The organism is Streptococcus oralis subsp. dentisani (genome assembly GCF_002096615.1).
GTDB lineage: Bacteria > Bacillota > Bacilli > Lactobacillales > Streptococcaceae > Streptococcus > Streptococcus oralis_U.
On the sequence record NZ_NCUX01000027.1, the window covers coordinates 40,935 to 67,074 of the forward strand.

Annotated in this window: 27 protein-coding genes, 2 tRNA genes and 1 pseudogene; 5 read left to right on the forward strand and 25 right to left on the reverse strand. The window is 40.4% G+C overall.

Annotated elements, in window-relative coordinates; genetic code table 11:
• Window positions 1-302 precede the first annotated feature (302 nt).
• Together B7708_RS01565 and B7708_RS01570 are read left to right on the forward strand one after the other, a co-directional pair.
• The gene (locus B7708_RS01565) at window positions 303-884 is read left to right on the forward strand and encodes a xanthine phosphoribosyltransferase (RefSeq protein WP_084973260.1); all 582 of its coding nucleotides are present in this window, start codon (window positions 303-305) and stop codon (window positions 882-884) included.
• Window positions 884-2,146 carry a nucleobase:cation symporter-2 family protein gene (locus B7708_RS01570; protein ID WP_084973261.1) on the forward strand — a complete coding sequence of 421 codons (1,263 nt, stop codon included), beginning with the start codon at window positions 884-886 and terminating at the stop codon, window positions 2,144-2,146. Before B7708_RS01565 ends, B7708_RS01570 begins: the two co-directional genes overlap by 1 nt.
• A 339-nt stretch (window positions 2,147-2,485) precedes the next feature.
• Here the strand turns inward: B7708_RS01570 and B7708_RS01575 are convergent, their stop codons facing one another.
• Both B7708_RS01575 and typA read right to left on the reverse strand, forming a co-directional pair.
• The gene (locus tag B7708_RS01575) at window positions 2,486-2,740 is read right to left on the reverse strand and encodes a DUF3165 family protein (RefSeq protein WP_084973263.1); all 255 of its coding nucleotides are present in this window, start codon (window positions 2,738-2,740) and stop codon (window positions 2,486-2,488) included.
• Window positions 2,741-2,759: 19 nt separating this feature from the next.
• Entirely contained in the window at window positions 2,760-4,601 is a 1,842-nt protein-coding gene (gene typA / locus B7708_RS01580) for a translational GTPase TypA (RefSeq protein WP_000164116.1), read from the reverse strand.
• 158 nt (window positions 4,602-4,759) lie between these two features.
• Between typA and B7708_RS01585 the strand changes: the two genes are divergently transcribed.
• Complete coding sequence (locus tag B7708_RS01585; RefSeq protein WP_084973265.1) at window positions 4,760-5,485, forward strand: pseudouridine synthase; 726 nt, start codon at window positions 4,760-4,762, stop codon at window positions 5,483-5,485.
• Window positions 5,486-5,525: 40 nt separating this feature from the next.
• Here the strand turns inward: B7708_RS01585 and B7708_RS01590 are convergent, their stop codons facing one another.
• The 3 genes from B7708_RS01590 to B7708_RS01600 all read right to left on the reverse strand — a co-directional run bounded on the left by B7708_RS01590 (window position 5,526) and on the right by B7708_RS01600 (window position 6,455).
• Window positions 5,526-5,759, reverse strand: a complete 234-nt coding sequence (locus B7708_RS01590) for a hypothetical protein (protein WP_084973267.1) — start codon at window positions 5,757-5,759, stop codon at window positions 5,526-5,528.
• Window positions 5,760-5,844: 85 nt separating this feature from the next.
• Entirely contained in the window at window positions 5,845-6,225 is a 381-nt protein-coding gene (locus tag B7708_RS01595) for a rhodanese-like domain-containing protein (protein ID WP_000158119.1), read from the reverse strand.
• A complete protein-coding gene (locus tag B7708_RS01600) occupies window positions 6,222-6,455 on the reverse strand; it encodes a YqgQ family protein (RefSeq protein WP_002874361.1) in 234 nt (77 codons plus the stop codon). The genes B7708_RS01595 and B7708_RS01600 overlap by 4 nt, the downstream gene beginning before the upstream one ends.
• 101 nt (window positions 6,456-6,556) lie before the next feature.
• Here B7708_RS01600 and B7708_RS01605 point away from each other — a divergent pair, with 101 nt between their 5' ends.
• A complete protein-coding gene (locus B7708_RS01605; protein ID WP_001222590.1) occupies window positions 6,557-7,465 on the forward strand; it encodes a LysR family transcriptional regulator in 909 nt (302 codons plus the stop codon).
• A 57-nt stretch (window positions 7,466-7,522) separates the two neighbouring features.
• Complete coding sequence (locus B7708_RS01610; protein WP_084973269.1) at window positions 7,523-9,322, forward strand: N-acetylmuramoyl-L-alanine amidase; 1,800 nt, start codon at window positions 7,523-7,525, stop codon at window positions 9,320-9,322.
• Between the two features lie 31 nt (window positions 9,323-9,353).
• On the opposite strand, the gene B7708_RS01615 is transcribed toward B7708_RS01610, so the two are convergent.
• The 20 genes and pseudogenes from B7708_RS01615 to codY form a co-directional block, all read right to left on the reverse strand.
• A complete protein-coding gene (locus tag B7708_RS01615) occupies window positions 9,354-9,671 on the reverse strand; it encodes a hypothetical protein (protein ID WP_084973271.1) in 318 nt (105 codons plus the stop codon).
• A gap of 333 nt (window positions 9,672-10,004) precedes the next feature.
• Window positions 10,005-10,157 (reverse strand): annotated as a pseudogene (locus B7708_RS10185) (type II toxin-antitoxin system RelB/DinJ family antitoxin); the annotation flags it as partial.
• Between the two features lie 90 nt (window positions 10,158-10,247).
• Entirely contained in the window at window positions 10,248-10,625 is a 378-nt protein-coding gene (locus tag B7708_RS01625) for a type II toxin-antitoxin system HicB family antitoxin (protein WP_084973273.1), read from the reverse strand.
• 40 nt (window positions 10,626-10,665) lie between these two features.
• On the reverse strand, window positions 10,666-10,854 hold the full coding sequence (locus B7708_RS01630) for a type II toxin-antitoxin system HicA family toxin (RefSeq protein WP_001131504.1): 189 nt from the start codon (window positions 10,852-10,854) through the stop codon (window positions 10,666-10,668).
• A gap of 273 nt (window positions 10,855-11,127) precedes the next feature.
• A tRNA-Thr gene (locus B7708_RS01635) sits at window positions 11,128-11,200 on the reverse strand.
• A gap of 99 nt (window positions 11,201-11,299) precedes the next feature.
• Window positions 11,300-12,085 carry an ABC transporter permease gene (locus B7708_RS01640; protein ID WP_084973275.1) on the reverse strand — a complete coding sequence of 262 codons (786 nt, stop codon included), beginning with the start codon at window positions 12,083-12,085 and terminating at the stop codon, window positions 11,300-11,302.
• Between the two features lies 1 nt (window position 12,086).
• The gene (locus B7708_RS01645) at window positions 12,087-12,905 is read right to left on the reverse strand and encodes an ABC transporter permease (protein ID WP_084973277.1); all 819 of its coding nucleotides are present in this window, start codon (window positions 12,903-12,905) and stop codon (window positions 12,087-12,089) included.
• A 1-nt stretch (window position 12,906) separates the two neighbouring features.
• Window positions 12,907-13,899, reverse strand: coding sequence for an ABC transporter ATP-binding protein (locus B7708_RS01650; protein WP_084973279.1), 993 nt, complete (start codon window positions 13,897-13,899; stop codon window positions 12,907-12,909).
• Window positions 13,900-14,129: 230 nt separating this feature from the next.
• The gene (gene mcrC / locus B7708_RS01655) at window positions 14,130-15,179 is read right to left on the reverse strand and encodes a 5-methylcytosine-specific restriction endonuclease system specificity protein McrC (protein WP_084973281.1); all 1,050 of its coding nucleotides are present in this window, start codon (window positions 15,177-15,179) and stop codon (window positions 14,130-14,132) included.
• The gene (locus tag B7708_RS01660) at window positions 15,176-16,873 is read right to left on the reverse strand and encodes an AAA family ATPase (RefSeq protein ID WP_084973370.1); all 1,698 of its coding nucleotides are present in this window, start codon (window positions 16,871-16,873) and stop codon (window positions 15,176-15,178) included. The genes mcrC and B7708_RS01660 overlap by 4 nt, the downstream gene beginning before the upstream one ends.
• 234 nt (window positions 16,874-17,107) lie before the next feature.
• Entirely contained in the window at window positions 17,108-17,500 is a 393-nt protein-coding gene (locus tag B7708_RS01665; protein WP_038804920.1) for a hypothetical protein, read from the reverse strand.
• Window positions 17,501-17,661: 161 nt separating this feature from the next.
• Window positions 17,662-18,543 (reverse strand): class II fructose-bisphosphate aldolase, encoded by an 882-nt coding sequence (locus B7708_RS01670; RefSeq protein WP_001019005.1) that lies wholly within the window; start codon window positions 18,541-18,543, stop codon window positions 17,662-17,664.
• A gap of 139 nt (window positions 18,544-18,682) precedes the next feature.
• Window positions 18,683-20,011 carry a sensor histidine kinase VncS gene (vncS, locus tag B7708_RS01675; protein ID WP_084973283.1) on the reverse strand — a complete coding sequence of 443 codons (1,329 nt, stop codon included), beginning with the start codon at window positions 20,009-20,011 and terminating at the stop codon, window positions 18,683-18,685.
• On the reverse strand, window positions 20,008-20,664 hold the full coding sequence (vncR, locus tag B7708_RS01680; RefSeq protein WP_084973285.1) for a response regulator transcription factor VncR: 657 nt from the start codon (window positions 20,662-20,664) through the stop codon (window positions 20,008-20,010). Before vncR ends, vncS begins: the two co-directional genes overlap by 4 nt.
• A 140-nt stretch (window positions 20,665-20,804) precedes the next feature.
• Entirely contained in the window at window positions 20,805-22,184 is a 1,380-nt protein-coding gene (gene vex3, locus B7708_RS01685; protein ID WP_000903002.1) for an ABC transporter permease subunit Vex3, read from the reverse strand.
• Between the two features lie 50 nt (window positions 22,185-22,234).
• On the reverse strand, window positions 22,235-22,882 hold the full coding sequence (vex2, locus tag B7708_RS01690; RefSeq protein WP_000173735.1) for an ABC transporter ATP-binding subunit Vex2: 648 nt from the start codon (window positions 22,880-22,882) through the stop codon (window positions 22,235-22,237).
• Between the two features lie 127 nt (window positions 22,883-23,009).
• Window positions 23,010-24,287, reverse strand: coding sequence for an ABC transporter permease (locus B7708_RS01695; RefSeq protein ID WP_084973287.1), 1,278 nt, complete (start codon window positions 24,285-24,287; stop codon window positions 23,010-23,012).
• 267 nt (window positions 24,288-24,554) lie between these two features.
• Window positions 24,555-24,640: transfer RNA gene (locus tag B7708_RS01700), tRNA-Leu, on the reverse strand.
• Window positions 24,641-24,720: 80 nt separating this feature from the next.
• A complete protein-coding gene (locus B7708_RS01705; RefSeq protein WP_084973289.1) occupies window positions 24,721-25,296 on the reverse strand; it encodes a cysteine hydrolase family protein in 576 nt (191 codons plus the stop codon).
• On the reverse strand, window positions 25,296-26,084 hold the full coding sequence (gene codY, locus B7708_RS01710; RefSeq protein ID WP_004246012.1) for a GTP-sensing pleiotropic transcriptional regulator CodY: 789 nt from the start codon (window positions 26,082-26,084) through the stop codon (window positions 25,296-25,298). The genes B7708_RS01705 and codY overlap by 1 nt, the downstream gene beginning before the upstream one ends.
• Between the last annotated feature and the right edge of the window lie 56 nt (window positions 26,085-26,140).

Genomic DNA, 26,140 nt, shown 5'->3' on the forward strand with positions numbered 1-26,140 from the left:
TTATTAAAGCACGCCTTTAAGTGTAAACTAAATATTTTTAATATTTCCCTTAATTAGTGCGGACGGGAGCAACTTCCTTCGGAATTTCATCCCTAATTTTTGAGCCAAAAGTCTCAAAAATCCCGTCATAGACAATAACAAGATTATTGTCTATGATACCACTACGGCGGGAAATATTTGATAAAACTCGCTTCGCTCGTACTAGTTTTATCATTTTATCAAATATATAGCACTAGCAAACGGGATCACTATAGAAACATTTAAACAACAAGTAATTTGACTTTTAGACTTTAGGAGGTCTTATGAAATTATTAGAAGAGCGCATCCTTGAGGATGGGCATATCTTGGGTGACAACATCCTCAAGGTGGATTCCTTTTTAACCCACCAAGTTGACTATCGTTTGATGCGGGAGATTGGTAAGGTTTTTGCGGACAAATTCGCAACTGCTGGCATTACCAAAGTTGTAACGATTGAGGCTTCTGGCATTGCCCCAGCTGTTTTTACAGCTGAAGCCTTAGATGTTCCCATGATTTTCGCAAAGAAAGCTAAAAACATCACCATGAACGAAGGCATCTTAACTGCCGAAGTCTACTCCTTTACCAAGCAGGTGACCAGCACTGTTTCCATCGCTGGAAAATTCCTCTCACCTGAGGACAAAGTCTTGATTATCGATGATTTCCTAGCCAATGGACAAGCTGCCAAAGGATTGATCCAAATCATCGAACAGGCCGGAGCAAAAGTCGAAGCTATCGGTATCGTGATTGAAAAATCCTTCCAGGACGGTCGTGATTTGCTCGAGAAAGCTGGCTATCCAGTCCTATCACTCGCTCGTTTGAAACGTTTTGAAAATGGTCAGGTCGTATTTAAGGAGGCAGATCTCTAATGCAACAACAAGAAAAACACTCGCAAGCCGCGGTTCTAGGACTTCAGCACCTTCTCGCAATGTACTCAGGCTCTATCCTAGTCCCTATTATGATTGCGACAGCTCTTGGCTATTCAGCTGAGCAGTTGACCTACCTGATTTCAACAGATATCTTCATGTGTGGGGTGGCCACCTTCCTCCAACTCCAACTCAACAAATACTTTGGTGTTGGGCTACCAGTTGTTCTCGGAGTGGCCTTCCAGTCGGTTGCTCCCTTGATTATGATTGGTCAAAGCCACGGTAGCGGTGCTATGTTTGGCGCCCTTATCGTTTCAGGGATTTATGTGGTTCTGATTTCAGGCATTTTCTCAAAAGTAGCCAATCTCTTCCCCTCTATCGTAACAGGATCTGTTATTACCACGATTGGATTGACCTTGATTCCTGTCGCTATCGGAAATATGGGAAATAATGTCCCAGAGCCAACTGGGAAAAGCCTCTTGCTTGCAGCTATCACTGTTTTGATTATCCTCTTGATTAATATCTTTACCAAAGGATTTATCAAGTCCATCTCTATTTTGATTGGCTTGGTTGTCGGAACTGCCATCGCTGCTACCATGGGATTGGTGGACTTCTCGCCTGTTGCGGCAGCACCACTTGTTCATGTCCCAACTCCTCTCTACTTTGGGATGCCAACCTTTGAAATCTCCTCTATTGTCATGATGTGTATCATCGCAACGGTGTCTATGGTTGAGTCAACTGGTGTTTACCTGGCCTTGTCTGATATCACAAAGGATCCAATCGACAGCACGCGCCTTCGCAACGGTTACCGCGCAGAAGGTTTAGCCGTACTTCTCGGAGGAATCTTTAACACCTTCCCTTACACAGGATTTTCACAAAACGTTGGCTTGGTCAAATTGTCAGGTATCAAGACCCGTCTGCCAATCTATTATGCAGCTGGTTTCCTAGTCCTCCTTGGACTCCTACCTAAGTTTGGCGCCCTTGCCCAAATCATTCCAAGCCCTGTCCTTGGAGGTGCCATGCTGGTGATGTTTGGTTTTGTTTCCCTTCAAGGAATGCAAATCCTCGCTCGCGTTGACTTTGCTAACAATGAACACAACTTCCTTATCGCAGCTGTATCCATCGCTGCAGGTGTCGGACTCAACAATAGTAATCTCTTTGTCAGCATGCCAACAGCCTTCCAAATGTTCTTCTCAAATGGAATTGTCGTAGCTAGCCTGCTTGCCATTGTCCTCAATGCCGTATTAAATCGGAAAAAGAAATAAGAAAGAAGAAAAAAGAAAAAAGAGGTGTGAACCTCCAGATTGAAGAAAAAGTTCATTTTGAACGATTTTCTCCAATCTTTTTCTTTATGTCTAAAACAAAGCTACTCCTAAAAACGTTGAAACAATAGCTGTCCTAAGAAGATATATATTAAATCAGAAGCTACATTATTTCCAAAATAATTGTAAGAGTATCCACTTTCTAATAGGTTGTTCAAAAAGTTTTTAAAATCATAAAAACGCATAATATCAGGCATTCAAAAACCTTGATATTATGCGTTTTGTCAGGGAAAAATTTACTAATTTTTCTCCTCAAACTGAGCCATTGCCCAGCCTCTTCTATCATCTTCTTTTAGCCTTTTTTACAGGCATGAGCGTAATGTCTCTCAAGCTAAAGTAGGCTAGGGCCAGCATGGCGATTGTGACAAAGAATTCTGTCGGTAATTGGAAGATCTGCAAGATGGACAACATCAACAAAATCAAGAGTGCAACAACCACAAAGACCAAGATAACGATGTTGACTGTTCCTTTGATACTTTGGGGTGTCGCAAATACATAGAGTAGTAATAAGAGTATCCCTATGATTAAATAGACCATCTTTATCTCTTTCTAGCTGTTACTCAGCTGATTTTTTCTTTTTGTTGGCTTTCTCACGTTCTGCCTTGTTAAGGATTTGCTTACGCAAACGGATAGATTCAGGCGTTACTTCCATGTACTCGTCATCGTTCAAGAACTCAAGAGACTCTTCAAGCGTCAAGATACGAGGAGTCTTGATTACAGCTGTTTGGTCCTTGGTAGCAGAACGAACGTTGGTCATTTGTTTAGCCTTAGTGATGTTAACTGTCAAGTCATTTTCACGAGAGTTTTCACCGATGATCATTCCTTCGTAAACTTCAGTACCTGGGTTGACAAAGATGGTTCCGCGCTCTTCGATAGACATAATTGAGTAAGTTGTAGCCTTACCAGCATCGATGGAAACAAGGGCACCACGGTGACGTCCACCAATTTCCCCTGGAATCAATGGCAAGTATTGGTCGAAGGTATGGTTCATGATACCGTAACCACGAGTCATTGACAAGAACTCAGTTGAGTACCCAATCAAACCACGCGCTGGAACAAGGAAGACCAAACGAGTTTGACCATTACCAGTTGAAATCATATCCAACATTTCACCCTTACGTTCAGAAAGGCTTTGGATAACAGATCCTTGGTATTCTTCTGGGGTATCGATTTGCACGCGCTCAAATGGCTCACATTTGACACCGTCGATTTCTTTTACAATAACCTCTGGACGAGATACTTGAAGTTCATAACCCTCACGACGCATGGTTTCGATCAAGATAGACAAGTGCAATTCTCCACGTCCTGAAACAGTCCATTTATCTGGTGAGTCAGTTGGGTCAACACGAAGGGAAACGTCTGTTTGCAATTCTGCTTGCAAGCGTTCTTCCACCTTACGAGAAGTTACCCATTTCCCTTCACGACCTGCAAATGGTGAGTTGTTTACCAAGAAAGTCATTTGAAGCGTTGGCTCATCGATGTGAAGGATTGGAAGTGGTTCAATGGCATCTGTCGGAGTAATGGTTTCACCGACAAAGATGTCTTCCATACCAGAAACGGCAATCAAGTCACCAGCTTTGGCTTCTTGGATTTCACGACGTTCCAAACCAAAGAAACCGAAGAGTTTTGTAACACGGAAGTTTTTGGTTGTGCCGTCTAGTTTAGAAAGGGTAACTTGGTCTCCAACTTTCACACTACCGCGGAAGACACGACCAATACCGATACGACCAACGAAGTCATTATAGTCCAAAAGAGACACTTGGAACTGCAAAGGCTCATCTGAGTTGTCTACTGGAGCTGGGATATGGTCGATGATGGTATCAAAGATTGGTGCCATTGTTTTTTCTTGATCAGCAGGATCATCTGACAAGGAAGAAGTTCCGTTAATCGCTGAAGCATAAACAACTGGGAAATCAAGCTGGTCATCGTCTGCACCAAGCTCAATGAAGAGTTCCAAGACTTCGTCCACTACTTCTGCTGGACGAGCTGATGGTTTGTCGATTTTGTTAACAACCACGATTGGGACAAGGTCTTGTTCCAAAGCTTTTTTCAATACGAAACGAGTTTGTGGCATGGTTCCTTCGTAGGCATCTACGACCAAGACAACACCGTCAACCATTTTCATGATACGCTCAACTTCTCCACCGAAGTCCGCGTGTCCTGGTGTATCCATGATATTGATGCGTGTGCCATTGTATGCTACAGCAGTATTCTTGGCAAGGATGGTAATTCCACGCTCTTTCTCGATATCGTTTGAGTCCATCGCACGCTCTGCCAACTCAGTACGAGCGTCAAGAGTTTCAGATTGTTTCAATAATTCGTCAACGAGGGTTGTTTTACCGTGGTCAACGTGGGCGATAATCGCAATGTTACGGATATCTTCTCTTAATTTTGTCATGATTTCCTCTAATATTTAAATTTTTATTTCTAACTGAACAATTATACCACAGTCTTATCCAAAAATCACAGTTCAGCTAAGTGTAAATGTTTTCACTCTGCTTTTCTAGGCAAGGCAACTCTTTTCAAAGTCAGAGACTTATGATAAGATAGGCTGGTATGCGTTTAGATAGATTATTAGCCCAAGAAAAGATCAGTCGCAAGGCTATGAAACAGGCTCTATTAAAAAAAGAAATTCTAGTCGACGATAGTCCAGCTCGCTCCCTCGCTCAAAATGTCGACACTGGATTGCAGAAATTAGTTTTTCAAGGAAGGCAAATCCAAGGATATGAGCACATCTACCTCATGCTTCATAAGCCAAACGGAGTCGTTACAGCTAGCAAGGATAAGAAACTTCCAACCGTCATGAACCTACTCCCACCTGACATCCAGTCTGACCAGCTCTATGCTGTCGGCAGATTAGACCGCGATACGACAGGACTGCTCCTTTTGACAGACAATGGACCTCTTGGCTTTCAACTCCTCCATCCTCAATATCATGTGGATAAAACTTACCAAGTTGAAGTCAATGGACTGCTCACACCAGACCATATCCAAAAGTTCACAGATGGGATTGTCTTTTTAGATGGCACCGTCTGCAAACCTGCCAAACTAGAAATTCTGTTCTCAAGCCCATCAGTGAGCCGAGCCTCCATCACCATCTCTGAGGGCAAGTTTCATCAAGTCAAGAAAATGTTCCTCTCAGTTGGTGTCAAGGTGACTGCCTTAAAAAGAGTCCAGTTCGGCGATTTTACATTAAATTCAGAGCTATCAGAAGGGCAATACCGTCCCTTGAATCTAGAAGAATTAGAGATGATTAAAAAACACTTAGAGAAAAGTGGATAAAACAAAAAAGCTTTATGTTTAAAGCTTTTTTTGTTTTTACTTATCTAAAAAATATTGCGACGGCTAGAATCCAATTAAGTACAGAAACCACAAGTCCTATGATATTCAGAATTTTTTCTGTTTTATAGTCTAATTGTGACTCTTTTTGATATGAAATAGCCAAGACCAATCCTACGATCCCCAAAACCAGACCTACAATTGGAGATAACAAACCGAGCACAATAGATAGGATACCTAAAACAAGTGAGTGTTTTTTCTTTTGTTGTGAATTCATATATAAAGTCTCCTTATGTTTAATATAAATGATGATACCTTAAAATGCTAGCTTTATCTATCATTCGACAGTTTTTAATAGAACATTAGCTAGTCTTGACCTTACCATTCCAAGAATCCAAGCCATAAGAAAGGATATAAATCTCAGAGAAGCCTTGCTTTTTCAGATAGAGTGCTGCATTGGTCACTCGTTGTCCACGTTGGTTCTCGTAGAGAAGGACAGGTTTATCCTTACGAAGGGCCGCTAGACTTGACTTCAATTGGCTTGAAGGAATATTGCGGGCACCGAGGATATGTTTTCTGTGAAATTCTGCTGCATCACGAACATCAATCAACTGCCCTTTCCGAATCAGGGCTTCAAATTCTGCATTGTCTACAATCTTAGCCGCACGACGAATACGAAGGTAGTTATACCCCATCCATGCCGCCATCGCCAGAACGATTCCCCAAACAATCCAAATTGTCATAAGTTCTTATCTCCATTTTTCTCTATGTAGTCTAATTCTATCTTGTGCTCTCTACGAAGAACAGCTTCCGCCTCTAGATAGTCTAGCTTGTCCATCAGACCTGCATCATAGATCCGAGAGAGTTCGAGCTTCATCAGTTCAATATCATACAAGCGCTTCCCCACATAGACAATAATGCCAAACTGTTTGAGAAATTGCTGCACATCATAGAATGTTTTCATAGCTTTCATTCTAACAGATTTTAGACTTTTTTTCAATACCAGTTTGGGGCTTTCCTCTCTTCCCTTCATCTTCTTTGCTCATTCTTCCGCAAGTGTGGTACAATAAAAGCATGAGAATTCAACAATTACACTATATTATCAAAATCGTCGAAACTGGCTCTATGAATGAAGCAGCCAAGCAACTCTTCATTACCCAACCAAGTCTCTCTAATGCCGTTCGAGACTTGGAAAATGAAATGGGTATTGAAATCTTTATTCGCAATCCAAAGGGCATTACCTTGACCCGTGATGGGATGGAGTTTCTCTCCTATGCCCGTCAAGTTGTCGAGCAAACCCAGCTTCTGGAGGAACGCTATAAAAACCCTGTTGCCCACCGCGAACTCTTTAGCGTTTCGTCTCAACACTATGCCTTTGTGGTCAATGCCTTTGTATCGCTACTTAAGAAAAGTGATATGGAAAAATACGAGCTTTTCCTTCGTGAAACTCGGACTTGGGAGATTATCGACGATGTCAAGAACTTCCGTAGTGAAGTTGGTGTCCTCTTTTTGAACAGTTATAACCGTGATGTTTTAACGAAAATGCTGGATGACAACCACCTCTTGGCCCACCATCTCTTTACAGCGCAACCACATATCTTTGTCAGCAAGACCAACCCTCTGGCAAAGAAAGATAAGGTTAAACTAGAAGACTTGGAGAACTTCCCTTACCTCAGCTATGACCAAGGGACTCACAACTCCTTCTACTTCTCTGAAGAGATTCTCTCGCAGGAATACCATAAAAAATCTATCGTGGTCAGTGACCGTGCCACCCTCTTTAACCTCTTGATTGGTTTGGATGGTTACACCATTGCAACAGGGATTTTGAACAGCAACCTTAACGGAGACAATATCGTTTCCATTCCACTGGACATAGACGATCCCATTGAGCTGGTCTATATCCAGCATGAAAAAACCAGCCTGTCTAAAATGGGCGAACGCTTTATCGAGTATCTACTAGAAGAAGTTCAGTTTGATAATTGATAAACCATCAGACATATTTTATAATATTTCTTAGAAAATAATGATTGGAGAATATCGTTGAAAAAGTTTATATTGGCAAGTGCTGTTGTCCTTTCAATGGCAGGATTGGCACAAGCACCTATCTACGCAGAGGAAAGTAATGCCAATCCTCCTGCTACCACCGAACAAAGCAACTCTAAGGAAGATAAGAAAGATCTTTCAACTAAAACTGAGGAGGAGGTTGCAACACTTCCAAAAGACTGGACAAAAGAAGAAGCCCCTAAAAAAGAAGGATGGCAGGAAGAAAATAAGCAGTGGCGTTTCTATGAAAACAATCAGCCCGTCCTCAAATGGAAAAAAATTCAAGATAAGTGGTATTATTTTGACCAAGAGGGAAATCGACTTAGTGATACTATCTTTGATGGCTATGTTCTCAATAAAGATGGGGTCATGGTAGAAAATAGTTGGGTGTATCTTGAAGGGAAATGGTACTACGCCAATGAGTCTGGAAAAATCATCCAGCAAAAATGGGAAAAAATCGGAGGATTTTGGTACTACTTTGACAAAGATGGTATCATGCTCAGTCAGACAATCGTTGATGGTTATCTCCTTACTAAAAGCGGGGCTATGGCGGAGAATGGCTGGGTGAAGGTTGACCAAAATTGGTATTATGTCACACCATCTGGCAGAATCTCGCAAGACAAATGGGAAAAAGTAAACGGTTCCTGGTATTATTTTGACAAAAACGGCGTGATGCTCAGCAAAACGACCGTTGGTGCTTACTTGCTCGGCAGTAGCGGGGCTATGGCGGAAAACTCTTGGGTGAAGATTGATCAAAATTGGTATTACGCTAATGAATATGGGAAATATAGCCAAGACAAATGGGAGAAAATCAAGGGAACTTGGTATGCTTTTGAACAGAATGGAGTCATGCTTTCCAATAAATGGAAAGGAAGCTACTACCTCAAATCTAGTGGAGCCATGGCTGAAAAAGAGTGGATCTTTGATAAGGCCTACAACAGTTGGTTCTATCTAAAAGCGAATGGAACCTACGCGGCTCGTGAATGGATTGGAGCCTACTATCTCAAGTCTGGTGGCTATATGGCCAAGAATGAGTGGATTTACGATAACTCTGACAAAGCACGCTACTACCTAGATGATAATGGACATTATGTTTCAGGAACCTACAAGATAGATGGAAAGGAACACTTGTTCCAAAAATACGGCCAATGGATTTCTGAAGTCTCAACAGAAGGTGGATTTGTAAAAGGCCAATACAGTAAAACTATCTTCCTAGATCCTGGACATGGCGGTCGGGATTCCGGTGCCTTTTATTACAATGTCGCTGAAAAAGATCTCAACATGCAGATTTACCGTAAACTTCGTGCTAAGTTAGAAGAACTAGGTTACAAGGTTCTCACTTCTCGCGATAGTGATATTGACGTTGATTTTAAGACTGAGCGTTCAAGAATGGTAAATAAAACCAACTCTGATATCTTTATCAGTATCCATTTCAATGCTACTGGAAACATTCACTCAAAAGCGAGCGGTATTCAAACCTACTCCTATAGCGATGAACCTGATTATCCAAGTAAGATTAATAAATACTGGCACAATCACCCTGATCGTATGAGTGAAAGCAAGCGCCTCGCTGCTGCTATCCACTCCTCTCTCCTTGCAGAAACAGGAGCCAAGGATGCTGGCTTATTGGAAAGCAGTTTTGCCGTTCTACGCGAAACTGCCAAACCAGCCGTCCTCCTAGAACTCGGTTATATGGATAATTTCACTGAAAATCAACGTATTCGTGATGATCAATACCAAGATAGACTAGTCGCAGGTATTGTGAAAGGCATCCAAAAATACTACGCTGGTAAATAAAAACAAAGTCTCGAGAAACCTCGAGACTTTTCTATTTATCTTCTTTTTTATCCTTATCAGGAAAGAGGTAGCCAAGTCCTACACAAGCTAGCACTCCTGCACCAATCACCAAACCACTTGAAATTGGCAAAAGGTCCAAAATAGCATTTGCAATGATAAAGGCAATAATCAAGCACATGAGACTAGCCTTATAATCTTTTTTCAAAAAGTTTTCTAGTGTGAAATAGAGGAACAATCCTACCGGAATGAGCGACCAGAGGTTGACATCCAAACTTGGCCATCCAACATAGCCAAAATACAATACTACCGCTGCTGTTACTAAAAATATAATTCCCAATAATTTTTTCATTTTTTGTCTCCATTTTCTTTTTTAGGAACTTGAGTTGTCTGACACCAACCCTTCACGCCCCCTACAAAAATCATTATAGCAGAGGATTTTTTCAAGAACAAGCCTTTTTACCTATCTGGTCAATATCTCTGTCTAAGTGGTTGAATATTCGTAACAAAAGAAAAGAAGCCCTAATGGACTTCTTCATTCTGCCGATTGCAGGGCTTTTTGTTATCCCCTCATTTTTATATTTACTAATACTCTCTTTAAAAGCCTTCTGAGTAACTTCATTATATTCATCTATATTTCTTGTACGAATATAATCACCATCTTCTAACTCAATTTCATAATCTGAATCAAGTTTTAACTCAAACGGAATACTTCTCGTCAACACACTTTGCTTCAAAAACAACTTCATAGCAGTTGTCATATCCAAGCCTAACTCATTAAAAAGGGCAGTTGCTTCTTTTTTAATTCATCATCTACCCTAACAGCAATTTGTGACATGGCATTCCCCTTAATTTATTTTGTATATCTATTATATTACTTTTACCAATGCATAACAAATTTATTCCCTAATAAACACAGACTTTAAATTTAAACTTGCAACTTCTTCTCTAATGCTTGTGCCAAAACTTCCGAGTAGTTAATCTTTTCTCGATCAGCAAGACGAACTAGCCATTCAGGAACGGTCACATTCTTCCTAATCGCCTTATTACTTCTCACAAAAGGTGCAGGATCAACTTGAATCATTGACACAAAACCATCTGAAACTTCAATCTTTAAAATATCACTTGCAGTAGGCAGCGCCATCCCTTCATCGATATAAGAAGCTAAAACATTTTCAAGCATTTCACGAGCATTTTTCATTGCTTCCTCAATATTTTTGCCTTCTGTGCCTCCACCAAATTCTGGAAATTCTACCCAATATCCTGTTCCTTCTTTATGAAAAATAGCTGGATACGTTTTTAACATTCTACTACCTCCAATGTGAAAAGACTTAGGAATGTAAGACTTACAATCCTAAATCTTTGAGAATCTTTCTTTCCAAACCTCTTCCTAAATCTTCATTTCCATGAACTGGAATCGTGACAAGATAAGAAAAACCCTCTTTCTTAAAATGATGATGACTTCCCCTTTGACGAACTTCAACCCATCCATTCTCAAGAGCTAGTTTCACCATTTCTTTACCTGTAAGTGGCATATATTATCGTTACCTCCTTACACTTATTATTATACACATTATGCGTATTTTTGTCAACCTAAAATAGACCACTTTTGTTCAATAACTACAAAATAAAATAGACCAGTTTCCTGATCCACTTTATTCTATATTCATTGACTTTTTGGTCAAATTTTGGTCACACTTTGGTCAAAGATTCCAAAAATACTAACCTATTTTAAAAAGCTAACTTGTGATGATTGCCTTTAAACTAACACTTTAAATATTCTTTGCTTTTCTTTACATTTCCCAAAATGCCGATTGCAGGGCTTGAACCTGTGACCTACGCGTTACGAGTGCGTTGCTCTACCAACTGAGCTAAATCGGCGATTACCCTTTTAGTATAGCACTCTGAGAATAGATGTCAAGGAATTTTCATCACGATTAAAAAAGCCTGTCCTGAGACAAGGCTTTGAGTTTCTTCCTCTTACGAACCCGCACTTTCGTAGGCATCTAAGCCCTTGTCCCATAGTTTCAAAGAAATGACAAAGAAAACAAGGGAAATCAGAATCAAACCACCGATATTAAAGAAGACATCCTTTTCCTGCAAGAAATAGCTAGCAGGATAGTAGGCTGTAAAGGCAAAGGGGATGATAAAGCTAATCAACCAACGAAGAAGGGAATTGTAAATGGAAATCGGGTACTTGGCAAAATCATTAAACATATAGAAAATGTAAATCATAGCACCTGACTGCTTGGTCCAAAAAGCGATGCTGGCAGTCGCGATTTTCAAAGAAGTATAAATCAAGGTCGCAAAAGGAATACAAACTAGGAAAATCAAGAATTTAGGAAAGGTCCAGCTAATACTGGTGACCGTTGTCGCCAGAAGGATTCCACCAACCAAAAGTTCGCCCAAGGCATCAATCTGAAAGGTCTCAACTAGGATGTGAAAGAGAGGATTGATAGGACGAGTCAGGTATTTGTCAAACTCTCCCTTTCGTACCAATCGTTGCCCCAGTGCCCAGAGATTGTCAAAAAAGAGATGGTCCAGTCCCTTGGGAATTAAGGAAAAGCCATAGATAAAGGCAATCTCTTGAAAAGTCCAACCTTCCAGCGAAGGAATGTGTTGAAAGATGACATTGAGAAACAAGAGGTTCAAGCCTTGAGTCAGAAAAACTCCCAGCACACCAACCACAAAATCCACCTTATATTCCATGATTTGCTTGATGTATTGTCTGATAAAAATCAGGTGCATGCGTTGATATTTTTTCATACTAACCTCCCTGAATGGTGATAAAGGACTGGACTCGTTTCCAAATCAACTGAGACAAGCCCACCATTACTATGATCCAGAAGAATTGTAGCAAAAGCGCTTGAAGAATCTGACTAGCATCGTATTTCCCAACAATGATCATGACCGGAGTGTAGATCAAAGATGAGAAAGGCAAGAAGGACAGAATATCTGAAACCACTTTGGGAAAGAAAGCCAAGGGAATCAAACTCCCAGACATAAAGGCCACTATGGAAGTCTTGAGTAGATTGGAACCCCATAGATTTTTAAACACAAAAGCTGAAAATCCAAAGCAGATATTAAAGAAAAAGTTAATCAGATAGGCCAGCGTCAAGCTAAAGAGATAAAGGACCGTTAAGCCTAGCACTTCTACAATCCCTTGCCCTGATAAAATTTTCATCAAGACAATAACACTTAAAAATGGCAGTCCAACAGAGATAAAAATCAACCACTTGGAGCCAAGCTCGGTGAAAAGATAAGAGGCCGCAAAATGCACTGGTCGCAATAAACGCATGATAATAGAGCCATCCTTGACCTCCTCCCCAATCATAAAAGAGCTATCAGACCTAGTCAAAAGATTAGTCACAAAACTCATGATGATGTAGAGGGTGATATCCGCCATACTGAAGCCCTGAATCAAGGCCCCCTGCGAGGAATCAAAGACAGCCTTCCAGAGATAGAAAGCGACAAAAGCCCCCATGACATCGCCAATTCGATAGAGAATAAAGTTGACTCGATAGGTAATCAACTCCTGAATCCCCGCATTGATAAAGGGTTTATAACGTCTCCACAATTTGATCATCTTAGAGCTCCTTTCGGTAGAAGCGACGGATAATATCCTCAATATCCGTATCCACCATCTTCAAATCACGGATTTCAAAATCAGACAAGGTTTGCTTGATAATATCAGCTGACTGGTAGCGGGAACTATCGAATTCAATATTAAGGCTATTTCCTTGTCTATCAATGGTCATATCAGGCAAGCCTTCATAGTGAGAGACCAGATGGCTTTGACCTGGTAGCAGTTCAAAGGAAAGAGTCTTCATCTTTCCAAAGGTATCCTTGAGCTGACTAACCGTTCCATCAAAAATCTCCTGCCCCTTGTCAATCATAAAAATCCGATCACAGAGTTGCTCAATGTCGCTCAGATCGTGAGTGGTCAAGAGAATGGTTGTTTCTTCCTCTTGATTGATCTGGGTGATGGCCCGACGAATGTTATCCTTGACCGAAACATCCAAACCAATGGTCGGCTCATCTAAAAAGAGAACCTTGGGATTGTGGAGCAAGGAGGCTGCAATATCCGCCCGCATCCGTTGACCAAGTGAAAGAGTTCGCACGGGATCCTTGATAAAGTCCTTCAAGTCCAAGACTTCATTCAAAAAGTCCATGCGCTTGTGAAAGAGCGAGTCCGGCACATCGTAAATCTCTTTTAACACCGTGTAGGTCTCTTGCAGAGCCAAATCCCACCATAGCTGGGTTCGTTGTCCAAAGACTACACCAATATCCTTGACATAGTCTTGGCGATTGTCCTGCGGAATCTTGCCGTTAATCCGACAAAAACCAGATGTCGGTTTCAAAATCCCAGTTAGCATTTTGATGGTCGTCGACTTCCCAGCTCCATTGGCCCCGATAAAGCCTAGAATCTGCCCCTTGGGCACCTCAAAGGTTAAATCCTTGACTGCTTCAAAGGTCTGCTTTTCGGGATGAATAAAAGAGCGCAAAGCCCCCTTCAAGCCTGGTTCCTTAACAGTCTTCACAAAATTTTTCTGAAGATGTTCCACTTCTATCATTGCCATATCTATCTCCCCTTAGTAAGAAATCAACAAACCGTGTCCTCTAAATACAAAAAGCCAATTTCTCATCTCCTAAAATCTGTCTTCTTTATCACATTAGAAGGCCTCAGTAACACTCTATTATAAAGTAATTAAGAAGGGAAAACAAGTGTTTTTTGTGGGATAGGAAAGAAAGCATAGAATATCCCAGTGATCGAATATCTTGAAAACGACTAGATTCACTCTCCGCTGCTTCATCGGAACTTTTTTACATTTCCAAAATGTGATACAACAATGGTATCCAATTGATTCGCTATTTCTTTAAAGGAAATATTTAAGTCTAAAGTCTGAACACTGATTTGATTACCGTGCATTTGATAAACATTATCTGGTTGAACTACTTCATCTGTCTTTGCATAGAGCAACATCCCCGACACTTTGCTACCATGTTCTTGATTTTGGTATTCTCTATTTTTGACATATGTAAAAATCTGATAAAGATTGTTGGAGTGGAGAGAATACTTTTTAAAATTCATTTGAGTTGTACTTTTATAGTATTTAGCATCAATAATCAAGATAGAATTCTCTTTTTGAAGCTGAATATCACTTTGCATGATAGGGAGCATCTCACAGATACCATCGTCTAACGCCCACGGTATCTGTGCTGCATTCGCATTTAATTCTGGATAATGTTTTTTATAATACTCAAGGATAAATTTTTCATACAATCTGTTCATTCGTCGCTCATCTAAGAAACTCATCATCTTCATGTTACCATCTGATGTTGTTTGCAATAAACCTTTTACCACTAAATAGCAAATGGCAATCATCATTCTATAAGATTGATTATTTTTGTTGTATTGCAGATTCCAGTTAACAGTTTCCAAATCAATCGGTTCAACATCACGGAAATAAACCATCAATTTCCGCAATTCTTTCTTCCTATCCTTGGAGATATCTGCTTTCAACAGAAGATTGACCGTTGATTTTATAATACGGTTCATCCTATTATTTACTGAAAACTCTTCATAAGTACAAAATATTTTCTTCCCAAGAGTACATTGACTTTTGATTGACTCTGTAATCTCAATTTTTCCCCTTAGTGTAGAGAGTTCTTCCACTTGAGCAAGGTATTCCTTTCCCAGTCCTCTCTTAAGCTGTATGGCAATTCCTTTAGCCAAGATAGCACTCATCAAATCAGCCGTATGATGAAACTCCTCTGTGGCAAGTTTCTGATATCCTTGCCCCTTAAGAACCTTAAAAGCATAAGTCAGCATGTAATAAACATTCTTTATCGGTATCACTTAATCGCACTCCTTAGATTGCCACTCCATTCTTTAACTAAGCTAGGTTCATCAAACCAATACTCCTTTAAAAGAGGTATCAGTTCATACTCTACAATACTCGAAAGAACTTGTTGGTCGATACTATTCGGTATTAGATTACAAAAATAACTATGGCCTATGCAAAAACCCTCTCCTAAACTTTCATCAGAAGCGATGATTTCATTTAGATGCTTCACAGTATTTATTAATGCATCAAATTTTTCATTCTTCAAGTGTGATTGATATTCTTTGAAGCCATCCGAATCAAATCCTGGTTTCAACTCAAAAAATGCAAATCTTCGTCTCAAGGCAAAATCTAGCATGGCTAAGCTACGATCGGCAGTATTCATCATACCAATAATGTATAAGTTCTCCGGAATTGAGAATTGTTCATCCGAATAAAGAAGCTGTAGATCTCTTCCTCGCTTATCCATTTCGATAAGCATAAACAATTCACCAAATATTTTGCTCAAATTTCCTCGATTAATTTCGTCAATGATAAAGAAATAATCATTGCTTTCATCGCCCTCAGCCTGTTTACAAAATTGATAGAAGGGACCTTTTCTTAGTTCAAAACCACTGGCAGAAGGTCTAAATCCCATAATAAAGTCTTCGTACGAGTAACTTTGGTGAAACTGAATCATCTTTACCCTATCGATCGCTTTTTCACCCATCAGTGAGTAAGCTAGTCGATCAGCAGTAAATGTTTTTCCAACACCCGGAGCCCCCTCCAATATGATGTTCTTCTTAAGGCGAAGAATCGTTGCCAATCGATCATAATCCTCTGCTGATACAAAAACTTCTTTTAGAAAATCTTCCCTAGTATAGCTAGTATCCACTTTTTCTGATTCTTTAGTGTCTTCAGATGGTAGATCATATCTAGGTGCTGAACTCTCAGTAACTTCATTTTTTGCTTGTTTTTCTTTTTTCACTTGTTCAGAATACTTCCACGCTGCAAAAGACAATTCATTGAAGTTTTTCAATTCAGACTGTGGACTACCTAAATAGTTTTTAAGTATTTCAACAATAGAAAAATAATCTGATGCAGAAACTTTCGAATTCACCTTTGGGAGTTTATGGACTAATTCTAAAGGTAATTTCCCAGATTCGTAAATATACTCCTTGTTTGGTCCATCTATATTTAAAAACGAATTGGAGGCAATCCAATATAAGCCCATCGTAACTTTAGCAGTACCATTGTTTTTTCTATTGATGACTTTATCAAAATAGCCTGAGAGAAGCTCCTTATTTTCAGATGATGAATCTTCGGAATAAGCTAATGCCGCTACAAAAAGCTCCCACAAATCATCAATATCACTAACCCCTCTATCTGTATAAAAAAGATAATAGGTCGCATTCTGTTTATTGAGAACGGGAATACTGTCGAATGAAGTTGGAACATCATGAGATAATTCAAATAATTCTGCAATAGCAGTCAAAATTTTAATCCGATTTTCATTTTTCAACCCTTTATTGAATAGACCAAAAATTGTAAAAGGGTCAATATCCATGATATTGTTGTCCTTGTCCAAGGTTGGCATTGAAATGCCCGTCATTTGATAAATTGCCTTAACCTTTTGAATGAGCTCTGCCCTTTTCTCTTTATAGCTCACAAGTTTAAACGCAAATTCTTTATAAAAATCTACCCAATCAAATTGTCCTGCTTGTCTCATCTTAAACCTCACATCCCACATCTCTAGTAATTTTTGATGTACTAAATTTTATTGTTAATTAATATTATAGCACGAAAACCTTTCCAATACGATGCAACATTGCTATACATATACGATAAAAATTTCACTATCTTTAATCAACTTCAACAGTACACAAAAAGGTGACCTTTGTCGCCTCAAATGATTCCTTCTGATACTTTGAAATTCAATAATGAATCTATTCGATTCACTTTTTTATCCTTCATTATGAAGTTTCATTTCAATCTCCTTTGTAGATATGTCGTGAGGAAGAGGAAATATCTTCGTGTAACCCTCATCACAAAAGAGAACCTTCTGATCTGATGGAAACCATTCCCGAAGCCAGAGGATATAGGCGGCATAATCTTGTAACCGATTTTTTGAATCGAAGTAGTTTATAACGAAGACATCATTTTTTCGATTCAAAGCACCCTCAACTGAGACCTCGGGACTTTGGTAATCCCATAATAAACGATAGGCTTTTTCATGATCGTTTTCTTCCCTTATAATCACACCTGAATACCTATCTCTCAGCGAAGCACAAAATGCTTGGATATCAAATTCTGCATTTTCATAACCATCTAAAAAGATAAAATCTGCTGAACTCATGATTCTCCTCCTCTCTTTGAAAGCCTAATATTATTTTATCATAAATTAGAAACTTTCTTAGAATCAAATTTAATTACACCTCCTAAACTTGAAAATAATTTATTTCCATCACACAAAAAACCCACCCAATGGGCAGGTTCTGTATGTATTGTTCAGCTAGATTATGCTTTACCTTCTGAACCGAATACGTCGATACGTTCTTCAACTGATGCTTGGATAGCTTTTACACCGTCAGCCAAGAATTTACGTGGGTCAAAGAGTTTTTTCTTGTCGTATTCTGCTTCGTTTGCTTCGTAGTCACGAGCAAATTTACGAGTTGCGTTAGCGAATGCGATTTGGCATTCAGTGTTAACGTTAACTTTTGCAACACCAAGTTTGATAGCTGCTTGGATTTGGTCATCAGGAATACCTGAACCACCGTGCAATACGATTGGGAATCCTGGTACAGCTTCAGTCAATTTTTGCAAGTGGTCAAGGTGAAGACCTTTCCAGTTTGCAGGGTATGGACCATGGATGTTACCGATACCAGCTGCCAAGAAGTCGATACCAGTTGCAACCATTGCTTTAGCATCTTCGATTGGAGCCAATTCACCATCACCGATGATTCCGTCTTCTTCACCACCGATAGTTCCAACTTCAGCTTCTACTGATACACCATTTGCGTGAGCAAATTCTACAACTTTACGAGCTTTTTCAAGGTTTTCTTCAACTGGAAGGTGTGAACCGTCAAACATAACTGAAGTATAACCAACTTGAATACACTCAAGTGCATCTTCGTAGTGACCGTGGTCAAGGTGGATAGCTACTGGTACAGTGATACCCATTGATTCAACAAGGTTAGCGATCAAGTTGCGAGCAACTTTGTAACCACCCATGTATTTAGCAGCACCCATTGAAGTTTGGATCAAAACTGGAGCTTTTTTAGCTTCTGCTGCACGCAAGATAGCTTGAGTCCACTCAAGGTTGTTTGTGTTAAATCCACCAACTGCATAACCGTTGTCACGAGCTGCTTGGACAAATTTTTCTGCTGAAACGATTGCCATTTGTCAGGCCTCCTATATATTTTTTGGGACATCCCATTTACATTGTTCATTTTATCACTTTTTGATAAAAAAAGCTAGTTTTTCCCATAGTTTCGATTGAATTTCTTCCAATCCAATCAATGTAAACCCTTTCTTCCCCTTAGCCCTGAGTGACTTTGGGATAACGTATGAAGAAGCTCAATTGATCGCCCTGCATCTCAAAATGATAAGGTAATTTCTCATGTTCTAATAAACTTTTGACCACAAAGAGTCCCATTCCAGAACCCTTGGCCTTGCGACTGGCATTGCCAGAAAAAGACTGGGCCAATTTTTCTTGTTCTTCAGGACTACAGCTATTCTCGATATAGAGCTCCCCTTCTCTTTCACCAATTCGAACCAAGCCACCTGGAGTGGAGTGCTTGATAGCATTGCTGATGAGATTCGATAGGATCAACTTCATCACAGATGGGTTTATGTAAGCCTGCTGATAGGTTAGGCTAATGTCTATCTGAAGTTCTCTATCCTTGGCGAGTAGAGTATAATCCTTAACCAGAGTTTGCGTCATCTGAAGGAGGTCAATCTCTTCTTTCTCGTCTCGCAATTCCTGAACAGAAGAAAGAGACAATATCTGGAGAACGTGATGACTGAGGTCATCCACAATCCCCAAGGCAACTCCAAGATAGTGGTCTCTATCTTTATAACGACCGATATTTTCTTTCATATTTTCGATTAGGATTTTCAAACTAGCCAGAGGTGTTTTCAATTCATGAGAAGCTCCTCGTAGGAACTCGACTTTCATCTTCTCCAGCTGGAGAATGGCTTCATTCTTCTCATGTAAGTCTGCAATGACTGTCAAAAGATGCTGGTAGAGGCTATTGATCTGTTCCTTAAGATCACCAATCTCATCCTTAGAATCCACGCGCAATCGCACTTGAGCATCCAGATCCATCATCCGACGGGTCACACGCTTAATTTCCAAAATCGGGGCAACAATAGTCCGAGCATAGATGTAGGCCACCAAGAGAGAAATCAGAAAGGATGCCAGCAAGGTATAGGGGAGAAATTGGAGACTGATCTGCTCAGCTTCCTTTTGCAGGTCCATGGAAGACAGAAACTGGAGAGTCATCGTGCTACCATCTTGCGTTTTCACCTCACGCTCCTCGATAAAGAGGGAAGTAGTTTGACGGTCCGTGTCCAAGGGAAGGTTGTCCTTGACTTCTAACTTGTCCTCAGTCATCTCTCCCTTGACGGCCCCCTTGATATCACTAGTCTGGGAATACAAGTCTAATACTTGCTCGATACTTTGCCTATCCTTTCCTTCTAGGGACTGGGCAATGGCTGTCGCTTTCTGGCCAATGGTTTCCTGACGGTGGCTCAGATAAGTCGAGGGAAAGAGAAAATAAATGGCTAAATGAAGACAAATAACCAGAACACTAAAAATTGAGAAGGTATAGATAAAAATCTTTGTAAATAAACCTGTTCGTTTCATTTTCTCTCCAATTTATAACCAACATTGCGCACAGTGAGGATGCAATCCAAGTCTAGCTTTTTCCGCAGTTCCTTGATATAGACATCAATAACACGGTCAAAGGGGACCTCATCTGTCGCCTTCCAGACAGCATCGATAATCTGAGAACGAGTCAAGGCCCGGCCTTCATTTTTCACCAGATAGTCCAGAATTTCCAACTCCTTGGCATTGATGGCCACTTCTTGACCTGCTAGGCTTGCGCTGTAACTCTCAAAGTCCACCTTGGTATCCTTATAGGAGAAGACTCGTCCCGTATCGTAGTATCGCTTGAAAATCGCGTCTACCCTCACTTTTAAAAGGGAGAGGGAGAAGGGTTTTTCCAGATAGCCGTCTGCTAGAGAGGCAAAGGCACTCATCTTGTATTCCTCATCCTGAAAGGCGGTCAGCATCAAGACAGGAACCTGACTGGTTTTACGAATCTCAGCTAGGACTTCGAGGCCATTAAGCTTGGGCATCTGGATATCCAGCAGTACTAGAGCAATTTCATAGCTGGAAAATTTTTCCAGAGCTTCTTGACCGTCTGCTGCTTCAATGGTTTCATAGCCACAATCCGTCAAATAGTCACTGATTCCCTCACGGATCATCTCCTCATCTTCTACAATTAAAATTTTCATAGAAAAACGTTTCACATTCCTTTAAGTTTCTTGTTAATCTCTCTGTTTCATCTTGATAGGAAGAGGCCTTATCAAGATGAAATAGATAAAAATGCTACCTATATTATACCCCATTTAGGGGAGAATAGGTAGCAAGTTTTTTATTCGCTATCGAGCAAGAGCTCTTTTGGTTGTTTTCTGAGGAGATTGCTTGAAGCAAGCGCCATAACGAGAACCACTAGAACCAAGGCAAGGACAAAGACAATGATAAAATCTGATGTCTGAATGGAAATGTCTAGGCTCGACAAGGTCTTGCTAAAGCCATCTACTTCTGCACCACCACCAAGGTTAGAAGCTTGAGCTGCCTTGCTGGCTTGCTTGGCAACACCTGAAGTGACATTGGCAAGAACAGTATTTCCGATGGCACGAGCTGTGTAGTTGGCTAGGAAGTAAGCAGAAACGAGAGCAGGGATGGCAATCAGGATAGATTCGGTGATGAATTGTCCCAAGATACTTGCCTGCTTGAGACCGATAGAAAGGAGAATTCCTACTTCCTTGCGACGGGCGTTGATCCAAAGACTAAGCAAAAGCGCAAGGAGAAGAACTGAGAAGCTCAAGCTACCCCAGAAGAGAAGGTTTGCCATCTTGTACATACCAGAGATGGATTGCTCTAGAGCTGGGTAGTTAGAGGAGCTCTTCACAAGTGTGTAGCTCTTCCAGTTGATACCACTGATACCATTCAACTCTTTCATGACGTCATCCAAGTTCTTGTCCGCTGTTACAAAGAAGGTTGCGTCCCCATAAATAGCTGTGTCTTCTGTATATCCATAAAGTTTTGCAGCAGTGTGAATGTCTGTGATAGCTGTGTTTTCATAGAGCTCTTGTGAGTAGGTTACTGCCGACTTATTGTGACCATCAAAGAGTCCCTTGATTGTCACTTCGACTGTTTCCTTGGCCCCTTTTTCATTATCTGCATCATAGATATTGGAGTCCAATTTGACTTTATCTCCGACTTTCCAGCCGTGTTTGGCTGCCAAGTCCTTGTGCATGAGGATCTTGTCCTTATCATCGTTGGTTAGGTGCTCACCTTCAACCAGCTTATATGAGCCAGAGACAAACTTATCTTCTTTAGAGGAGTCATTGACACCTGTAATCATCAAACTGCTTCCAAACCGTTTGGCACGGTCTGCAGTGAGATTTTTCTTGGTTTCTGGCGTTTCAATGAGGTCGTATCCAGTCAAATCTCCGATAGCGTTGATGCGTTTAACATAAGACTCGATGGCCTTGTTTTCGGTGATTTTTTTGATATCCTCACCCTTGATATTCCCAGAACCACGTGGCGTCCCTTGATTGACGCGACGATTAATTTGCATGGAGAAGCTATTGGTGATATTCTTAAAGGTCTCCTGAGAAGCCTTGGCAGTAGCTCCCTTGATCGACAAACCGACCAAACTCAAGCTCGCCATGAGGAGAATAATCAGGAAGATAACAATCGATTTGAAAAACTTCCTTGTAACATAGGCAAATGCGTTGTGTAACATAGGTTCCCTTTCTAGATTTGATTTAATAATTCTATCAAAACAAGCTCATATTATTTTGTAGTATTGCGAGTTTCAGTCAGTTTCTTATCCTTCAATTCAAGTGTAATATCTGACGCTTGTGCCACTTCTTTACTGTGGGTGACGACAATCACACATTTACCCGTTTTCTCAGCAAGTGATTTGAGTAGTTCGATAATATCTCCAGCAGTTTTAGGGTCCAGATTTCCTGTTGGCTCATCAGCTAGAATAACTGGAGCTTCTGATACCAAACTGCGAGCGATGGCTACACGTTGCTGTTGCCCACCTGATAACTGGAGAACATTCCGCTTGATCTGACTTTCATCCAAACCAAGCTCAAGAAGTGTATCCTTGCTTGCTTTTTTGTTGACCAAGCGGATATTTTCCAGCGGAGAAAGGTAATCAATCAAATTATAATTTTGAAAGACCAGAGAAATATGGTGCATGCGATGGTAAGAATATCCCTTATTTCGAATGTCCTCTCCTTGGAAAAGGATAGAACCTTCAACAGGACTATCTAGACCAGCCAGTAGGGACAAGAGAGTGGATTTTCCTGCTCCTGATTCACCAATGATACTATAAAATTTTCCGGGTTCAAAATTATACTTGATCTGATATAAAACTGCTTCAGCAGTGTTCTTATAACGGTAGGTAACATCTTGCAATTGTAATAAAGTCATGATTTCTCCTTCTTATACTCAATGAAAATCAAAGAGCAAACTAGGAAGCTAGCTGCAGGCTGCTCAAAGCACAGCTTTGAGGTTGCAGATAAGACTGACGCGGTTTGAATTTGATTTTCGAAGAGTATTAACTAATAGATGATAAAATTTCCTTAGGTGATTTTCTAAATAAGAATAGGAAACAAAGGGCTACAGACAAGCAACTAATCAGGAGCAGAAAAACATAGGATTCTGCAAAGGATAGGAGACTAGTTGATAGACCGCTTGCTTTAGCCAGCGTGTCCTGTAAGCTTGCCTGATCTCCACTGGCTAGTACAGTTTGGAGCAGATAGGATGTTATGGCGTTTCCTGCAATAAAGGATGGAAGCAAAGCTCCAAGAGATACCAAAACTACCTCTAAACAGAACTGTAGGAAGATTGAGATCTTGCTTTTTCCAAGTGCGAGTAAAATTCCCACTTCGTAGACCCTTTCTCTCAACCAGAGTGACAAGACCAAAATTAAGGCTCCTGCTCCTGCTATCATAATTCCATAAAGGAAGATGGTGAGGAAGGTTTGGAAGGTTGCAACTGAGTCTTTGATTTGTTCAAAGGCCTTGTTTTCCTTCTCAACTTGGTAACCTTGACTTTCTAAAGCCAAGTTTTCCACCTGCTTCATGAGTCCGTCCATTTCCTTAGGATTTTCTACATAGAAGCGCGCTGCACTGACTTGCGGTTCACTATTTCCCAGAAGCGTTTGGCTGCTTTCATAGTCTGTAAAGACCTGGTTTTCACTGAAGTCGGAAGACAAGCCTGTGAACTTTTCTTGTTTTTTACCAGAAAAGATGCCGACAATCTCAAACTCTACTGTTTGCCCTTTTCCAGCTTCTGACTGACCAGCGTCCAAGCGAATCTTGTCATGAAGCGAAAGACCGTTCTTCTTAGCCAACTCTTCGTGGATCAGGATTTTCTTGGAATCTCCTTTTTGAAGGTGTCGCCCTTCTTTTAGATTGAAAGCCGAACTGGTAAAGGTAACATCCTTGGATGAATCCTCAAGAGCCGTTAAGCTAACCAAATTCTTGTCCGCAGCTGACAAATCATCACGCTCCACGCTCTGATCGCCACTGACTGCTTCCTTGTCTTTTAGTTTTGCGACTATCTCGAGTTCAGGAGAGACAGTCTCCAGTCCCTTAATCTTGCTAACGGATGCTAGGTCCGATAACTTGAAGGTCTGACCGTTCTCTATCTTCTTAATAGAAAAAGAGGTATTGAGAGATTTGTAAAGATTGGTTTCTACTGTTTTGTTGGACTTCATCAGAGTCAAACAGGCTGAAATTCCGGCCAATAGGACCAATAAAATCAGAAATAAAATAAAACTTCTCAGTCGTTTTCTGCTGACATAAGCCCAAGCTCTTTGGATTGGATTCATTTGTCACCTCCATATTTGTAAGACTATTATAAAATCCAAATATGAAATGTTTATGAAATTGAAAAAATTTTTTGATTTATTTTTTGAAAAAATGAAGAAAGCTAGCAACTGCTAACTTTCTTCATTTTAGAACACGTTTTACCAATCAAAAATCGACTCCATGCCATAAATGATAGTTCTTGATGCCAAGTTCTTCCGATAGTCGAACTGTAGCTCTAGCCTTCTTTGGAAAACAAAAAGAGCTAGCCAAAGCTAACTCTTACCCTATGCGGAGAGAGGGACTTGAACCCTCACGACCTAAAGCGGTCACAGGATCCTTAGTCCTGCGCGTCTGCCAATTCCGCCATCCCCGCGTCGATTACTTTACTAGTATATCAACTTTCAAAATCTTTGTCAACACTTTTTTCAGATTTTTTTCATTTTTCCAAGGGAATCATTCTTTAATTTCAGACAGATTTTCATCCAACAATTTGGCTCCCAGAGTATTCTTAAAATGTCCTAGAGCAAACTGATGATTTTCTGGCCAGATGGAGGCAACCGCAGGCTTGACAACCTCGATTTGATAACCTAAATTATAAGCATCAATAGCCGTATGGAGAACACAAATATCTGTCAAAACACCAGTTAAGATGACTGTATCAACTCGACGTTCTCGCAAGCGGATATCTAAATCCGTTCCTGAAAATGCTGAATAGTGACGCTTGTCCATCCAAAAAACACGACTATCAGAAGCATGGACTTGGTAAAAATCTGCTAGTTTTCCATACAAGTTGCGACCACTAGTTCCAATGATGTTGTGAGGTGGGAAAAGTTTACTCTCAGGATGAAAATCATCCTCTTCCTCATGAGCATCAATGGTGAAGAAAACATAGTCTCCACGATTAAAAGCCAGTCTGGTCACCTGAGCAATCGCCTCTGATATGGCTTGAGCAGGAGCACCTGCTGTCAATTTTCCATGATCTGCTACAAAATCCTCTGTATAGTCAATTGAGATTAAAGCCTTTGTCATTAGTAGTCCCTCTTTTTCACTTCCTCAAAGATATCTGAAATCAATACCTTGAGATATGTTCCCTTCATTCCTAGTGAACGGCTTTCAATAATTCCTGCCGACTCTAGCTTACGGAGAGCATTGACGATCACTGAGCGCGTGATACCGATACGGTCTGCAATGACAGATGCAGTCAATTGTCCTTCATTTCCATTTAGCTCAGATAAAATAGCTGAAACAGCACGAAGTTCTGAGTAGGAAAGGGTATTGACTGCCATAGTTACAGCAGTACGGCGACGGATATTTTTCTCATCTTCTTCGCGTTGGAAGTTCAAGAGTTGGATCCCCACAACCGTACTCGCAATCTCAACAAGAATCAAATCCTCATCTTCAAATTTCTTGTCATTACGCCAAATAATCAAGGAACCTAGGCGAATCCCTGATACATGAATGGGAGCAATGGTTGTCAAACCATCTGGAAAATCCGCACGGCTCTCTACAGGAAAAATGGTCAAATCATGTTCAACAGGAAGATTGGCTTCTGTATCATAGATCATGTTTGCCCCTTGTACATAGTCATCTGGGAACGTCTTGGTTTGGAAAAACTGCTCTACACGGTCTGTATTAGTTTTATAGCGCATAAAGTAGCCCAAAAGACGGCCCTTGCTATTGACAATGCAGGCATTGCAATCAATAATGTCTGCTAGTTGACGTGTAATGGCATTGTATGGAAGTTCATCCTGCATTTGCTCTTCAGAGCGTTTTAAAATTGATGTAATTTTTCTTGTTTTTTCTAATAAATGTGCCATTTTTTACCTCGCATATAATCGCTTCCATTATAACATAGAAAAGTCTTTATTTCAAT

Coding starts and splice junctions, on each gene's coding strand:
- B7708_RS01665 (WP_038804920.1), bottom strand. CDS start 17,500: ATGAGTTCAGCAGATTTTATCTTTTTAGATGGTTATGAAAATGCAGAA.
- B7708_RS01695 (WP_084973287.1), bottom strand. CDS start 24,287: ATGAATCCAATCCAAAGAGCTTGGGCTTATGTCAGCAGAAAACGACTG.
- B7708_RS01585 (WP_084973265.1), top strand. CDS start 4,760: ATGCGTTTAGATAGATTATTAGCCCAAGAAAAGATCAGTCGCAAGGCT.
- vncR (WP_084973285.1), bottom strand. CDS start 20,664: ATGAAAATTTTAATTGTAGAAGATGAGGAGATGATCCGTGAGGGAATC.
- B7708_RS01640 (WP_084973275.1), bottom strand. CDS start 12,085: ATGAAAAAATATCAACGCATGCACCTGATTTTTATCAGACAATACATC.
- B7708_RS01625 (WP_084973273.1), bottom strand. CDS start 10,625: ATGTTAAAAACGTATCCAGCTATTTTTCATAAAGAAGGAACAGGATAT.
- vex3 (WP_000903002.1), bottom strand. CDS start 22,184: ATGTTACACAACGCATTTGCCTATGTTACAAGGAAGTTTTTCAAATCG.
- B7708_RS01630 (WP_001131504.1), bottom strand. CDS start 10,854: ATGCCACTTACAGGTAAAGAAATGGTGAAACTAGCTCTTGAGAATGGA.
- B7708_RS01605 (WP_001222590.1), top strand. CDS start 6,557: ATGAGAATTCAACAATTACACTATATTATCAAAATCGTCGAAACTGGC.
- B7708_RS01595 (WP_000158119.1), bottom strand. CDS start 6,225: ATGACAATTTGGATTGTTTGGGGAATCGTTCTGGCGATGGCGGCATGG.
- typA (WP_000164116.1), bottom strand. CDS start 4,601: ATGACAAAATTAAGAGAAGATATCCGTAACATTGCGATTATCGCCCAC.
- B7708_RS01645 (WP_084973277.1), bottom strand. CDS start 12,905: ATGATCAAATTGTGGAGACGTTATAAACCCTTTATCAATGCGGGGATT.
- B7708_RS01600 (WP_002874361.1), bottom strand. CDS start 6,455: ATGAAAGCTATGAAAACATTCTATGATGTGCAGCAATTTCTCAAACAG.
- B7708_RS01650 (WP_084973279.1), bottom strand. CDS start 13,899: ATGGCAATGATAGAAGTGGAACATCTTCAGAAAAATTTTGTGAAGACT.
- B7708_RS01570 (WP_084973261.1), top strand. CDS start 884: ATGCAACAACAAGAAAAACACTCGCAAGCCGCGGTTCTAGGACTTCAG.
- B7708_RS01590 (WP_084973267.1), bottom strand. CDS start 5,759: ATGAATTCACAACAAAAGAAAAAACACTCACTTGTTTTAGGTATCCTA.
- B7708_RS01565 (WP_084973260.1), top strand. CDS start 303: ATGAAATTATTAGAAGAGCGCATCCTTGAGGATGGGCATATCTTGGGT.
- vex2 (WP_000173735.1), bottom strand. CDS start 22,882: ATGACTTTATTACAATTGCAAGATGTTACCTACCGTTATAAGAACACT.
- B7708_RS01705 (WP_084973289.1), bottom strand. CDS start 25,296: ATGACAAAGGCTTTAATCTCAATTGACTATACAGAGGATTTTGTAGCA.
- vncS (WP_084973283.1), bottom strand. CDS start 20,011: ATGAAACGAACAGGTTTATTTACAAAGATTTTTATCTATACCTTCTCA.
- B7708_RS01575 (WP_084973263.1), bottom strand. CDS start 2,740: ATGGTCTATTTAATCATAGGGATACTCTTATTACTACTCTATGTATTT.
- B7708_RS01660 (WP_084973370.1), bottom strand. CDS start 16,873: ATGAGACAAGCAGGACAATTTGATTGGGTAGATTTTTATAAAGAATTT.
- B7708_RS01615 (WP_084973271.1), bottom strand. CDS start 9,671: ATGAAAAAATTATTGGGAATTATATTTTTAGTAACAGCAGCGGTAGTA.
- codY (WP_004246012.1), bottom strand. CDS start 26,084: ATGGCACATTTATTAGAAAAAACAAGAAAAATTACATCAATTTTAAAA.
- B7708_RS01670 (WP_001019005.1), bottom strand. CDS start 18,543: ATGGCAATCGTTTCAGCAGAAAAATTTGTCCAAGCAGCTCGTGACAAC.